Annotated in this window: 10 protein-coding genes and 1 pseudogene; 8 read left to right on the top strand and 3 right to left on the bottom strand. The window is 50.3% G+C overall.

Going from position 1 to position 12,690, the window contains the following annotated elements:
- Positions 1–16: 16 nt before the first annotated feature.
- From DZ54_RS0100050 to nadC, 3 genes are all read right to left on the bottom strand, one after another.
- Positions 17–1,078, bottom strand: a complete 1,062-nt coding sequence (locus DZ54_RS0100050; protein ID WP_025672672.1) for a GspE/PulE family protein — start codon at positions 1,076–1,078, stop codon at positions 17–19.
- Between the two features lie 24 nt (positions 1,079–1,102).
- Positions 1,103–1,504 carry a pilin gene (locus DZ54_RS23125; protein ID WP_025672671.1) on the bottom strand — a complete coding sequence of 134 codons (402 nt, stop codon included), beginning with the start codon at positions 1,502–1,504 and terminating at the stop codon, positions 1,103–1,105.
- 249 nt (positions 1,505–1,753) lie between these two features.
- Positions 1,754–2,656, bottom strand: a complete 903-nt coding sequence (gene nadC / locus DZ54_RS0100040) for a carboxylating nicotinate-nucleotide diphosphorylase (protein WP_025672670.1) — start codon at positions 2,654–2,656, stop codon at positions 1,754–1,756.
- Positions 2,657–2,841: 185 nt separating this feature from the next.
- Here nadC and DZ54_RS23120 point away from each other — a divergent pair, with 185 nt between their 5' ends.
- The 8 genes and pseudogenes from DZ54_RS23120 to lpdA form a co-directional block, all read left to right on the top strand.
- Positions 2,842–3,465, top strand: coding sequence for an ABC transporter substrate-binding protein (locus tag DZ54_RS23120; RefSeq protein WP_051415789.1), 624 nt, complete (start codon positions 2,842–2,844; stop codon positions 3,463–3,465).
- Complete coding sequence (locus tag DZ54_RS23115) at positions 3,453–3,836, top strand: substrate-binding domain-containing protein (RefSeq protein WP_051415788.1); 384 nt, start codon at positions 3,453–3,455, stop codon at positions 3,834–3,836. Before DZ54_RS23120 ends, DZ54_RS23115 begins: the two co-directional genes overlap by 13 nt.
- Complete coding sequence (locus DZ54_RS0100030; RefSeq protein ID WP_025672669.1) at positions 3,833–5,137, top strand: diguanylate cyclase domain-containing protein; 1,305 nt, start codon at positions 3,833–3,835, stop codon at positions 5,135–5,137. Before DZ54_RS23115 ends, DZ54_RS0100030 begins: the two co-directional genes overlap by 4 nt.
- A gap of 26 nt (positions 5,138–5,163) precedes the next feature.
- Complete coding sequence (gene ampD / locus DZ54_RS0100025; RefSeq protein WP_025672668.1) at positions 5,164–5,724, top strand: 1,6-anhydro-N-acetylmuramyl-L-alanine amidase AmpD; 561 nt, start codon at positions 5,164–5,166, stop codon at positions 5,722–5,724.
- Between the two features lie 226 nt (positions 5,725–5,950).
- Positions 5,951–6,724: a pyruvate dehydrogenase complex transcriptional repressor PdhR gene (gene pdhR, locus DZ54_RS0100020; RefSeq protein ID WP_025672667.1), complete on the top strand. Its 774-nt coding sequence runs from the start codon at positions 5,951–5,953 to the stop codon at positions 6,722–6,724.
- Between the two features lie 92 nt (positions 6,725–6,816).
- Positions 6,817–9,482: pseudogene (aceE, locus tag DZ54_RS17615) on the top strand (pyruvate dehydrogenase (acetyl-transferring), homodimeric type).
- 12 nt (positions 9,483–9,494) lie between these two features.
- Positions 9,495–11,378, top strand: coding sequence for a pyruvate dehydrogenase complex dihydrolipoyllysine-residue acetyltransferase (gene aceF, locus DZ54_RS0100010; protein ID WP_025672666.1), 1,884 nt, complete (start codon positions 9,495–9,497; stop codon positions 11,376–11,378).
- Positions 11,379–11,562: 184 nt separating this feature from the next.
- Positions 11,563–12,690: dihydrolipoyl dehydrogenase (gene lpdA, locus DZ54_RS0100005; protein WP_025672665.1), on the top strand; the 1,128-nt coding region annotated here is incomplete at its 3' end.

Raw genomic sequence — 12,690 nt, 5'->3', positions numbered from 1 at the left:
TCGATGCTCAGACGTACTAGCTGTACATCACGATCTCAGACGAGTWCGGGTTGRYTATGTTTCTTTCTGGCTGATTGAGATAACGCAAGCCACTGTATAACGACACGGTTTTACCGCTCCCGGTTGGCCCGGTGAATAAAATCATCCCTTGTGGTTGGTCGAGCGCCGCTTGATAGTGGTGACGCTGCCAATCGGTAAAGCCAAGATCCTCAAAATTCAACGATTGCTGATCGGTATTGAGTAAGCGTACAACCACCTTTTCACCCCAGACGGTCGGTAAGGTGGAGACCCGCATATCGACCGTATGTTCAGCGGTTAGGGTCAGTTTGATTCGCCCATCTTGCGGTAAGCGTCGTTCGGCAATATTTAATTGGGCTAAGATTTTTAATCGCGTGGATAAGCGCCGCGAGACGCCCGCGGGCGGATGGGCATAGGTTTGTAGCAAGCCGTCTTGGCGGAACCGTATTTGGAAGTGATCCTCAAAGGGCTCGAAGTGCACGTCGGATGCTTTTTTTCGCACCGCATCAATTAAAATTTGCTGGATATAGCGGCTAATCGGAGATTGATCGCTTTGCAACTCTGCGCTGTCATCTTGCGGGCTATCGGCGACGGTGAGCGCTGCGAGGTCTTGATCACTGATGGTAATACCATCGCCGGTGCCTTCAATGTCAGCGCCGTATAAATGGCGCAGTGCGGCATCTAAATCAGGTTGGCTTAACACCACCAAACGCACATTGAGCCCGGTTGAAAAGCGAAAATCGGCGACAGCTTCTGCGTTATCTGGGTCACTGACGCCCAGCAATAGCTCTTGGCCTTCCTGAGCAAGCGGTAGCACTTGGTGACGCTGAATCAAATCGCGCCGGTCGAGGGCATAACAGGTGGCTTTAAACGGGTACTGATGGCTTTCCGCAAAGGGGAGCTGATGCAGGCTTGCTAAGGTGTTGGCCAGCGCGTGAGGGTCAACCCCGACATCAAGCAAACGAGAGACGCTAAGCGATGTGCTATCGGCAATGCCCAGCGCATGGTGCTGGGCATCGGTCAATAAACCGGCTTGATACAACTGAGCGGTTGGGATCATCGTGAGTCCCTGCTTTGTATTAGCTTAAGGTGTTGATTTCTTTTCACAGCCATTGACAGTGATAGTTTTCGACGGTTGCTCACACCCCCAGTAGCCTTCAGCAGAGCGTGAGAGCTTCACGTCCCCACCTCCCGGTAACCCCTTCACGGTTAGAGACATGTTACCTTCAACACCGCTAGTAGTAGCGAGTGTTACCTCTTTAGGAATCCCGAGATTTTTTTTGTCCGTGTCTTTTGGGAACGCGCCATCCTCCATAATCTGCGCTTCTACCACCGAACGCATATTAGTCAGTGTGGCGATGGCGGCAGTGATTTTGGCTTTATCTTGATATTTTTGGTATTGCGGAATGGCGATGGCAGTCAGCGCACCAATAATCCCAATGACGACGAGCAGCTCAATCAAGCTAAACCCTTGTTGCTTTTGCATGTGACTTCTCTCCTCTCAATGATGGTTGGCCGCCAACACGGTGGCCGCGAGTGCAGCGACTTTACGCTTGTGAATGTGGCGCGAAAAAGAGGGGAAACATGAGTTTGAGAGTGAAGGGTAAAAGCTGGATGTAAGATTACGTATTTTCTGTTGCAGTGTTCGACGCACCACTAATTTTTTGTCACGAAAGAGCGATAAAAAAGGCCGCCCACCACGAGCAGCCTTGTCGAATCCTAGTTAGCGCAAGTGTTATTGAAAACGCATCGATAAATCGAGCGCGGTGACGTGTTTGGTGAGCGCGCCCACGGAAATATAATCCACGCCCGTGGACGCGTATTCCGCCAGTGTCTCCAAGGTGACATTGCCCGAGACTTCTAGCGCCACACGACCTTGATTCAGTGCGACCGCTTCTCGCATCATGGGAATGGTAAAGTTATCCAGCATCACCACGTCGGCCCCCGCATCAATCGCTTGTGTCAGCTCATCGAGGGTTTCGGTTTCCACTTCCACCGGTTTATCTGGGTTCAGGCGGCGGGCTTCTTGCACCGCATTGGCAATTCCCCCGCAGGCGAGAATGTGGTTTTCTTTAATCAAATACGCATCGAACACGCCAATACGGTGATTATGCCCGCCGCCACACGCCACCGCATATTTAAGTGCGCTGCGCAGGCCGGGGACTGTTTTACGGGTATCCAACAACTTGGTACCTGTCCCTTGCAACTGCGCGACATAGGTTGCTGTCTTACTGGCGCAGCCTGATAAGGTTTGGATAAAGTTCATCGCATTGCGCTCACCGGTTAATAACATGCGTGACGGCCCCTTTAAGGTACACAAGGCTTGGTTGGCGGTGATCGCGTCGCCATCGGTGACGTGCCAGGTTAAGGAAACCTCGCCACCCAGTTGCTTGAAGACTTCATCAGCAAAATCACGGCCGCAAAATACGCCATCCTCACGCGTAATCAGTACCGCGGTTGACACCGAATCGGCCGGGATCAGGCTGGCGGTAATGTCTGTGCGAGCGTCAATATCGCCCCCCAAGTCTTCACGCAATGCCTCAGCGACGGCACGGGGCACATCCGTTTTAAGATGAGAGGTGAGATAGGCTAAACGGCTTTTGCTGTCATGAACAGCGTGAAAAGGAGTCGATGTCATTATGGCTTACCGCGGTGATAAAAAACGTGGCGGAATGATACCCCTGGTTGGGGGGAAATGCAGCTTTTCTCTCCCATTCCCCTGAAAGGGTATATTTTTTTATCCACACGACGCCTTCTTAATTATCCATGCGCTGTTTGCTGGTTTGTCTACACTTTAATCAATCTTAGCAAAGAGGTAACACCATGAAACGCGGATTGGCACTGATGGCGATGATCTTGGTCGTCCTGGCGGGGTTTCGCGTTTGGCAGCATCTGCGCTTGCCCGTGTCTTCGTCATTATCACCCCTGACGATTGCGGTGTCGTTAACCCCTCTGTCAGCACCTATTATTGTTGCTAAAGAGCAAGGTTTGTTTAAAAAACATGGTATCGATATGACGTTGAAACCGGTTCACGGCGGGGTAAAGAGTTTTCAAACCTTGGTTGCGGGAGAGGCGGATTTAGCTACCACATCAGAAACCGTGGCGATGTTTAATAGTTTTGAAAGAGAGGATTTCAATATTTTGACTAGCTTCGTTGAGTCAGATAATGATGTAAAACTGTGGTCTATCCATCGGGCGATCGGTGATTCGCTTTCTGAGGCGCTTCGTCATGGGCGTGTTGGGGTGGTCGCGTCGAGCGCGAGTGAGTACTTCTTTGACTCACTGCTCCAGTTACACGGTATGCCCACAGAGACGATAGAGAAAGTTTATTATCCGCCAGAGGCGTTGCCGTCGGCACTGCTCGATAATGACGTTGATGCGATCGCTATTTGGGAGCCTACGGCTACCAGCTCGTCAACCGTGCGAGTGAGCCCGTGCAGTCACTGAATAGCAAAGGCCTACATAGTTTGTCTTTTTTACTGGTCAGTGATCGTTTAGTGGTTAAAAAGCAGCACCAAGATATGCGCCGTGTCATTCGAGCCTTGGATGAGGCAGTGGATTTTATTCATCTCCGCCCCGACCAAGCGAAAGCGCAGGTCGCCGCGTATCTGTCGATGTCTGACGACAAGCTCAACTGGCTTTGGCAAGACTATCTATTTCGTCTTTCGTTGAACGACTCTTTACTGTTGCGTTTAAAAAACCAAGCGCGTTGGGCGCAACGCACGGGATTGGTTGAGGGACCAACACCGTCATATCGCCATTTGCTTAACCCTGGCCCCTTGGTTGAAGCAACTCAAAAAGTGAGCTTATTAGAATGAAAATCGGTCAGCAGTTAAACATCGTTGTTTACGCATCTACGGCACTGACGTTAGTGACGTTACTGATTACGGTGGAGCTTTTTTATAAACAGAATCAGACGCAAGCACGCTTAGATCGCATTGTTGCGGTACATTCTCAAATTGACAGTTTACGCGGCCGTTTGTGGCTCTATCGTCAATATCCTAGTGAGCAAACTCGGCAAGATGTTTCTCAATCGACCAATGTGTTACGTGCCCAGCTATCAAATGCTCAGCACGCGATTCCGCCCCAATCTGTGCAGTCGATAGCGCAAGCGGCGGACAGTGTTGACCGTTTGCTGAATACGACGGCAGGCCAATTTGGTGGGGAACAAGTCGTCGATGAAGGGCGGCTTATGCTTTTTTCACGGTTTAATATTTTACTACAAGCCATGAGCGAAGCGGCGTTTTCGGTGCGTCAGCAAGCGATGCATGAGGCAGCCAAACAGCAGAAAATGTTGCTTGTTGTACACGGTGGTATTTTGATGGTTTTGGCTTTATTGGTGACGGTCTTTGTAACCCGCTTACGACGACGTTTAAGACAGCGCTTAACTGCATTACATAATACAGTTACCCAGATCAAAAAGGGTGATTTAACCACCGAGTTGGTCATGATCGATAAAGATGAATTGACTGAGCTAGCGGATCACGTCAATGAAATGAAGCATGCACTAAGCCATACCATGGTGGATAAGAACCAATTAAGTGAAGAAGTGGCTCGTCAAACTCAGCAGCTACGCGAGCAACAACACCAGCTTAAATTCTTAGCGGAGCATGATGAATTAACGGGGTTGTTTAACCGTCGGGCGTTTGAGTCACACGTGGAGGTTGCATTAATGCGGGCCAACCGCGCACAAACGAATGCGGCATTACTGTTTATCGATTTGAATAACTTTAAGCAAGTCAATGATACCTATGGTCATGGCGTAGGTGATGAATTGCTTAGGATTGTTAGCCAGCGCCTGAAGCAAGCCGTGCGTCGTTCTGATTTAGTCGGGCGTTTAGGGGGGGACGAATTTATCGTGTGGCTGGATCTATTGACCGGTAAGAATGCCTTGCATGAAGTCACTCAACGTATCCAAGAGCAGATGCATGGACCTATATTAACGGGAGACGTCGAGTTGTCATTATCGATTAGCATCGGCGTGAGCTGTTTTCCTACCGACGGATTGGAGTTGCAACAAATGATGAATCAAGCGGATGCGGCAATGTACTATGCCAAAACACATCCTAATGAGCGTTATTGCTTATATTCCAATCTGCCTGCCGAGCGGATACAGTGAATGATTTTGCGACACGAGTAGCTTGCATGTCTTTTACCCGCATCGACGACCATTGGCTAGCAGGCGCGCGCGCCTGTCTTTCGCCTCATCATAACCAACGCCCTGACAGTAAGGACATTTCCTTGCTGGTGGTCCACAATATTAGCCTGCCCCCTGGCCAGTTCGACGGTCCGTATATTGAGCAGTTTTTTAAGGGCAACCTTGATCCTGGTGCACACCCCTATTTTGCCCAGATCAGTGATCTTCGCGTATCCGCTCACCTACTGATCCGACGAGATGGAAGTGTGATCCAGTTTGTACCATTCAATGCACGTGCGTGGCATGCTGGCGCTTCGTGTTTTAACGGTCGGCAGCAATGTAACGATTTTTCTATCGGTATTGAGCTTGAAGGCACGGACACACTTCCTTACACCGATCAGCAGTATCAATCGTTAGCGGTGATCACGCAGACGCTGATGCAGTACTATCCAGCCATTACCCGTGATCGGATCACAGGACATCAACATATTGCGCCCGGACGGAAAACCGATCCAGGCGATGCATTTGACTGGGAAAGGTTACATTCTTTGCTCTGTATCGCCCAATAAAGCGAATAAACTTATTGGTATGACCAATTTTTAAGCAGGGTCAAAGAGGGACTGTCAGGTTACAAATACAGAGGTTTCCATGATGTCAATCAAAGTTCAGGTGGACAGAATATCCGCTGTCTGGTAACTTTAGAGAATAGTAAAGTAATTGGTCTTACCAATTTACAATCAGTCAGTTTCTGCAGTTGATAGTCATGGCTTTCAACGTGGATGGTCAATAAAAACAATGGCATATCAGCGAATCCGTCAACCCAAACTCTCAGATGTAATTGAAAAAGAGCTCGAAGGCTTGATTCTGGAAGGGACCTTGTCTCCAGGTCAGAAGTTGCCGCCTGAGCGAGAGTTAGCGATCCAATTTGATGTGTCTCGTCCGTCAGTACGCGAGGCGATTCAGCGACTTGAAGTGAAAAAGTTGCTTACTCGCAAGCAAGGTGGTGGCACTTTTGTCAGTCAACGACTGTGGCAGCGATTTTCTGAACCCCTGTTAGAGTTATTGGCGGACCATCCAGAAACCCAGCTTGATTTGTTGGAATCACGGCATGCGCTCGAAGGCATTTCGTCTTACTTCGCCGCATTACGAGGCACTGAAGAGGATTTTTCTCGGATTGAAGATTGCCATGATGCGATTCGACAAGCGCAGAAAGATGGGGATTTAAAAGCAGAAGCATCGGCTGTGATGCAATATCTCGTTGCCGTAACGGAAGCGGCTCACAATGTGGTGCTACTTCACATTATGCGTAGCCTCGCCCCGTTACTGGAACAGAATATTTATCAAAATTTTGAGCTACTTTATCGCCGTCAAGAGACGGTGGAAAACGTCAGCCGACACCGAGCTGAGATTGTGGATGCAATCACCGCTGGCGAGCCTGAAAAAGCGAGACAGGCGTCGCATGCACACTTAGCTTACATTGAGGAAACTCTGTTGGATCTTGGCCGAGAAGAAAGCCGTCGAGAACGGTCTCTACGTCGAATTCAACAACGCAAGGACGAGCTGGAGTAATCCCTATTCTCCGCCAAAATAAAGGCGAGGGGCCATTGCAGCTGCGACAACGTTTGTTTTGTACGAGTCAATCAACGAAAGGATAGATCGCCATGTCTGAAGTCATGAAAAATGACGTGGACGCACTTGAGACCCAAGAGTGGTTGCAAGCTCTTGAGTCAGTCGTTCGTGAAGAAGGTGTAGAACGTGCCCAGTTCCTTCTGGAGCAAGTCTTAGGGCAAGCACGTTTAGACGGTGTTGACATGCCAACTGGCGTGACCACCAACTATGTAAATACCATCCCTGCAGATCAAGAACCTGCTTATCCAGGTGATGTGAACTTGGAACGTCGTATCCGTTCTATCATTCGTTGGAACGCCATCATGATCGTGTTGCGCGCGTCCAAGAAAGATTTAGAGCTGGGTGGCCACATGGCCTCATTCCAGTCATCGGCTGCGTTCTATGAAACTTGCTTTAACCACTTCTTCCGTGCGCCAAACGAGAAAGATGGTGGCGATCTGGTTTATTATCAAGGCCATATCTCTCCAGGCATCTACGCACGTGCGTTTGTGGAAGGCCGTCTAAGCGAAGAGCAACTAGACAACTTCCGTCAAGAAGTCGACGGCAAGGGTATTTCTTCTTACCCGCACCCGAAACTGATGCCTGAGTTCTGGCAGTTCCCAACCGTTTCTATGGGCTTGGGTCCGATTGCATCTATCTACCAAGCACGTTTCCTCAAATATTTGAACGGTCGCGGCCTGAAAGACACCTCAGAGCAGCGTGTTTACGCGTTCCTCGGCGACGGTGAGATGGATGAGCCAGAATCACGTGGTGCGCTGTCGTTTGCGGCCCGTGAGAATCTAGACAACCTATGCTTTTTGATTAACTGTAACCTCCAGCGTCTTGATGGCCCTGTGATGGGTAACGGTAAAATCGTTCAAGAGCTAGAAGGCCTATTTAAAGGGGCTGGCTGGAACGTGATCAAAGTGGTTTGGGGTTCTGGCTGGGATAAACTGCTGGCGAAAGACACCTCGGGTAAATTGCTGCAGTTGATGAACGAAACCATCGACGGCGATTACCAAACCTTCAAATCAAAAGACGGCGCTACGTGCGTGAGCACTTCTTCGGTAAATATCCTGAAACTGCAGCCTTGGTTGCCGATATGACCGACGAAGAAATCTTTGCGCTTAAGCGTGGTGGTCATGAGCCATCAAAACTGTTCGCAGCGTTTAAAGCCGCACAAGATTGTAACGACCGTCCAACCGTGATCCTGGCGAAAACCGTGAAAGGTTACGGCATGGGTGAAGCGGCAGAAGGTAAAAACATCGCGCACCAAGTGAAGAAAATGGACATGACCCATGTTCACGCCATGCGTGATCGTCTTGGTCTACAAGACTTGCTGTCTGACGATGATGTGCAAAATCTGACTTACCTGAAACTGGAAGAAGGGTCTGCGGAACACGAATACCTGCACGCGCGCCGTAAAGCCTTGCACGGTTACACACCGCAGCGTTTGCCAAAGTTCACTGAAGAACTGACACTGCCTAAACTGGATGATTTCTCAGCTCTGCTCTCTGAGCAAAAGCGTGACATCTCCACTACCATGGCGTTTGTGCGTTCACTGAACGTGCTGCTGAAAGATAAAAATATTGGCAAGAACGTGGTGCCAATCATTGCTGACGAAGCCCGTACCTTTGGTATGGAAGGTCTGTTCCGTCAGGTGGGTATCTATAACCCACAAGGGCAAACCTATACCCCAGAAGATCGTGGCGTGGTGTCTTACTACAAAGAAGAGCAAGGCGGCCAGGTTCTCCAAGAGGGCATTAACGAGCTAGGTGCAATGTCATCTTGGGTTGCAGCGGCGACGTCATACAGCACCAACGACCTGCCAATGATCCCATTTTACATCTACTATTCAATGTTCGGCTTCCAACGTGTTGGCGACATGGCGTGGATGGCGGGAGACCAACAAGCACGTGGTTTCCTCTTGGGTGCAACAGCCGGGCGTACCACACTGAATGGTGAAGGTCTGCAGCACGAAGATGGTCATAGCCACATTCTGGCCAGCACGGTACCTAACTGTGTGTCTTATGACCCAACTTTCGCGTACGAAGTGGCAGTGATCATGCAAGACGGTATCCGTCGCATGTACGGCCCTGACCAAGAAAACGTGTACTACTACCTGACGCTGATGAACGAAAACTATCATCAGCCAGCCATGCCTGAGGGCTCGGAAGAGGGTATCCGTAAAGGTATCTACAAGCTAGAAAGCTACACGGGTGACAAAGCGAAAGTTCAGCTAATGGGCTCGGGCACCATCATGACCGAAGTGCGAAAAGCAGCGAAACTGCTGAGCGACGAATTCGGTGTGGCGTCTGACGTCTACAGTGTGACCTCGTTCAACGAGCTCGCACGTGATGGCCAAGATGTGGACCGTTTCAACATGCTGAACCCAGATGCAGAGAGTAAAGTGCCTTATATCCAAACGGTCATGGGCACAGAGCCAGCCATCGCTGCCACTGATTATATGAAAAACTATGCTGACCAAGTTCGTGCGTTTCTCCCAGCTGAGTCTTACAAAGTGCTGGGCACAGACGGCTTTGGTCGTTCTGACAGCCGCGAAAACCTACGTCGTCACTTCGAAGTGAACGCCGGTTATGTGGTTGTGGCGGCACTGAACGAGCTGGCTAAGCGTGGCGATGTTGATAAGAAAGTCGTGGCAGAAGCGATTAAGAAATTCGACATCGATACCAACAAAGTAAACCCGCTGTTCGCGTAAGAGGCTGAAACAATGTCAATCGAGATTAATGTACCTGACATCGGTGCGGATGAAGTAGAAGTGACTGAAATCCTTGTCAGCATCGGTGACAAGGTAGAAGAAGAGCAGTCGTTAATCACCGTTGAAGGTGATAAAGCATCCATGGAAGTCCCTGCGTCACAAGCGGGTGTGGTCAAGGAAATCAAAATTACTGAGGGTGACAAAGTTACCACTGGTTCTTTGATTATGATCTTCGAAGCCGATGCGCCAGCACAAAGCGCGCCAGCACAAGAGGCGGCTCCTGCCGCCCCTGCTGTAGCGCCAGCGGCCGCATCAGAACCCAAAGAAGTCCATGTGCCTGATATCGGTGGTGATGAAGTTGAAGTCACCGAGATCATGGTAGCAGTAGGCGACACCATTGAAGAAGAGCAGTCACTGATCACGGTTGAAGGTGACAAAGCGTCAATGGAAGTGCCAGCACCGTTCGCGGGGACCGTCAAAGACATCAAGATCGCAGCAGGTGACAAAGTGTCAACCGGCTCACTGATCATGATGTTTGAAGTCGGTGGCAGCACACCAGCATCAGATGCACCTGCCACAGAGGCACCAGCCGCCCCTGCAACGGCCCAAGCGAAAGATGTGAACGTGCCAGACATCGGTGGTGATGAAGTTGAAGTGACTGACATCATGGTTGCCGTGGGCGATACCGTTGAAGAAGAGCAGTCATTGATCACCGTTGAAGGCGATAAAGCATCAATGGAAGTACCAGCGCCGTTTGCGGGTACGGTCAAAGAAATCAAAATCGCTGCAGGCGATAAAGTGTCGACTGGCTCGCACATCATGGTGTTCGAGGTTGCTGGTAGCGCCCCTGCGGCACCTGCACCTGCACCGGCCGCTGCGCCTGCTGCAGAAAAAGCAGCGCCTGCACCGAAAGCAGAGGCACCTGCTGCCAAAGCTGACGCCGGTAAAGACGAGTTCGTCGAGAACAAAGAGTATGCACATGCGTCTCCGGTGGTTCGTCGTCTCGCGCGTGAATTTGGCGTTAATTTGGCCAAAGTAAAAGGCTCTGGTCGTAAAGGACGCGTGCTGAAAGAAGACGTGCAAGGCTATGTGAAAGAGGCGCTGAAACGTCTTGAATCTGGCGCGGCGTCTGGCTCTGGCGACGGTAGCGCACTTGGTCTGCTGCCATGGCCAAAAGTCGATTTCAGCAAGTTCGGTGAAACCGAAGTGAAACCCCTGTCTCGCATTAAGAAAATCTCGGGTGCGAACCTGGCACGTAACTGGGTAATGATCCCGCACGTGACCCAGTGGGATAACGCGGACATCACCGAAGTTGAAGCGTTCCGTAAAGAGCAAAACGCGATTGAGAAGAAGAAAGAGTCTGGCATGAAGATCACCCCACTGGTGTTCATCATGAAAGCCGCTGCTAAAGCGCTGGAAGCTTTCCCATCATTCAACGCGTCGCTGTCAGAAGACGGTGAAAGCCTGATCATGAAAAAGTATGTCAACATCGGTATTGCGGTTGATACGCCAAATGGTCTGGTTGTGCCTGTGTTTAAAGACGTGAACAAAAAAGGGATTCACGAGCTATCTGAAGAGCTGATGGTAGTTTCGAAGAAAGCCCGTTCGGGTAAACTGACTGCATCCGACATGCAGGGTGGTTGCTTTACTATCTCGAGCCTTGGTGGCCTAGGTGGTACAGCGTTTACCCCAATCGTCAATGCACCCGAAGTCTCTATTCTGGGTGTGTCTAAGTCAGAAATGAAGCCAGTATGGAACGGTAAGGACTTTGAACCTCGCCTAATGCTGCCATTGTCTCTGTCTTACGACCACCGCGTGATTGACGGTGCGGAAGGCGCGCGCTTTATCAGCTACCTCAACGGCCTAATGTCTGATATCCGCCGTTTGGTACTGTAATCGCAACACCGACAACCCAACCGGCCCACGATGGGTCGGTTGGGAATTGTTGTGCAGCTCACAGGCTATGGGTTTTTATTTTTCAGCCCATTAACATGGCTGTAAACTGTGGCTCCAAACACCCACAACAATAAAAAATCACCGCTCTTAGCCTGTCAGGGAATAAGACTACAACGAGGTCAGAATGAGTAAAGAAATCAAAGCGCAAGTCGTCGTTCTTGGCGCTGGTCCTGCTGGATACTCCGCCGCTTTCCGCTGTGCCGACCTAGGTTTGGAAACAGTGCTGGTTGAACGTTACAACACCCTTGGGGGTGTGTGTCTAAACGTTGGCTGTATTCCTTCTAAAGCCCTACTACACGTCGCCAAAGTGATTGAAGAAGCCAAAGCCATGGCCGATCACGGCGTGGTTTTCGGCGAACCACAAACCGACATTGACAAAATCCGCTCTTGGAAAGACAAGGTGATCGGTCAGCTGACCGGCGGCTTGGGCGGCATGGCCAAGCAGCGTAAAGTCACGGTGGTCAACGGTACCGGTCGTTTCACTGGCGCGAACACCCTGTTAGTAGAGGGTGAAGAAAGCACCACCATCAATTTCGATAACGCCATCATCGCGGCAGGCTCTCGTCCTATCGAGCTGCCATTTATTCCGCATGATGATCCACGTATCTGGAACTCCACTGACGCGCTCGAGCTCAAAGAAGTACCAGAGAAAATGCTGCTGATGGGCGGTGGTATCATTGGTCTAGAAATGGGCACTGTCTATCACGCATTGGGCTCACAGGTCGATGTGGTCGAAATGTGCGATCAGGTGATCCCGGCTGCCGATAAAGACGTGATTAAAGTCTTTACCAAGCGTATCAGCAAGAAAATGAACCTAATGCTGGAAACCAAAGTCACCGCAGTAGAAGCCAAAGAAGATGGCATCTACGTGACGATGGAAGGCAAAAAAGCGCCTGCTGAGCCAGTGCGTTATGATGCTGTATTGGTGGCGATTGGTCGTAGCCCGAATGGCAAGCTGCTTGACGCCGGCCAAGCCGGAGTTGAAGTCGATGATCGCGGCTTTATCAATGTCGACAAGCAAATGCGCACTAACGTGCCACACATCTATGCGATCGGCGATATTGTCGGACAGCCTATGCTGGCCCACAAAGGTGTGCATGAAGGCCATGTGGCTGCCGAAGTGATTTCGGGTAAGAAACATTACTTTGATCCGAAAGTGATCCCATCGATTGCGTACACCGAGCCAGAAGTGGCATGGGTGGGTAAAACCGAGAAAGAATGTAAGGAAGAGGGCAATGACAATTACGAAGCC

Source organism: Salinivibrio socompensis S35, assembly GCF_000513715.1.
GTDB lineage: Bacteria > Pseudomonadota > Gammaproteobacteria > Enterobacterales > Vibrionaceae > Salinivibrio > Salinivibrio socompensis.
Note: the sequence above shows the minus strand (reverse complement) of the source record. Positions and strands in the feature narration are given on the sequence as shown.

Coding starts and splice junctions, on each gene's coding strand:
- DZ54_RS23120 (WP_051415789.1), top strand. CDS start 2,842: ATGAAACGCGGATTGGCACTGATGGCGATGATCTTGGTCGTCCTGGCG.
- DZ54_RS0100030 (WP_025672669.1), top strand. CDS start 3,833: ATGAAAATCGGTCAGCAGTTAAACATCGTTGTTTACGCATCTACGGCA.
- aceF (WP_025672666.1), top strand. CDS start 9,495: ATGTCAATCGAGATTAATGTACCTGACATCGGTGCGGATGAAGTAGAA.
- ampD (WP_025672668.1), top strand. CDS start 5,164: ATGTCTTTTACCCGCATCGACGACCATTGGCTAGCAGGCGCGCGCGCC.
- pdhR (WP_025672667.1), top strand. CDS start 5,951: ATGGCATATCAGCGAATCCGTCAACCCAAACTCTCAGATGTAATTGAA.
- nadC (WP_025672670.1), bottom strand. CDS start 2,656: ATGACATCGACTCCTTTTCACGCTGTTCATGACAGCAAAAGCCGTTTA.
- DZ54_RS23125 (WP_025672671.1), bottom strand. CDS start 1,504: ATGCAAAAGCAACAAGGGTTTAGCTTGATTGAGCTGCTCGTCGTCATT.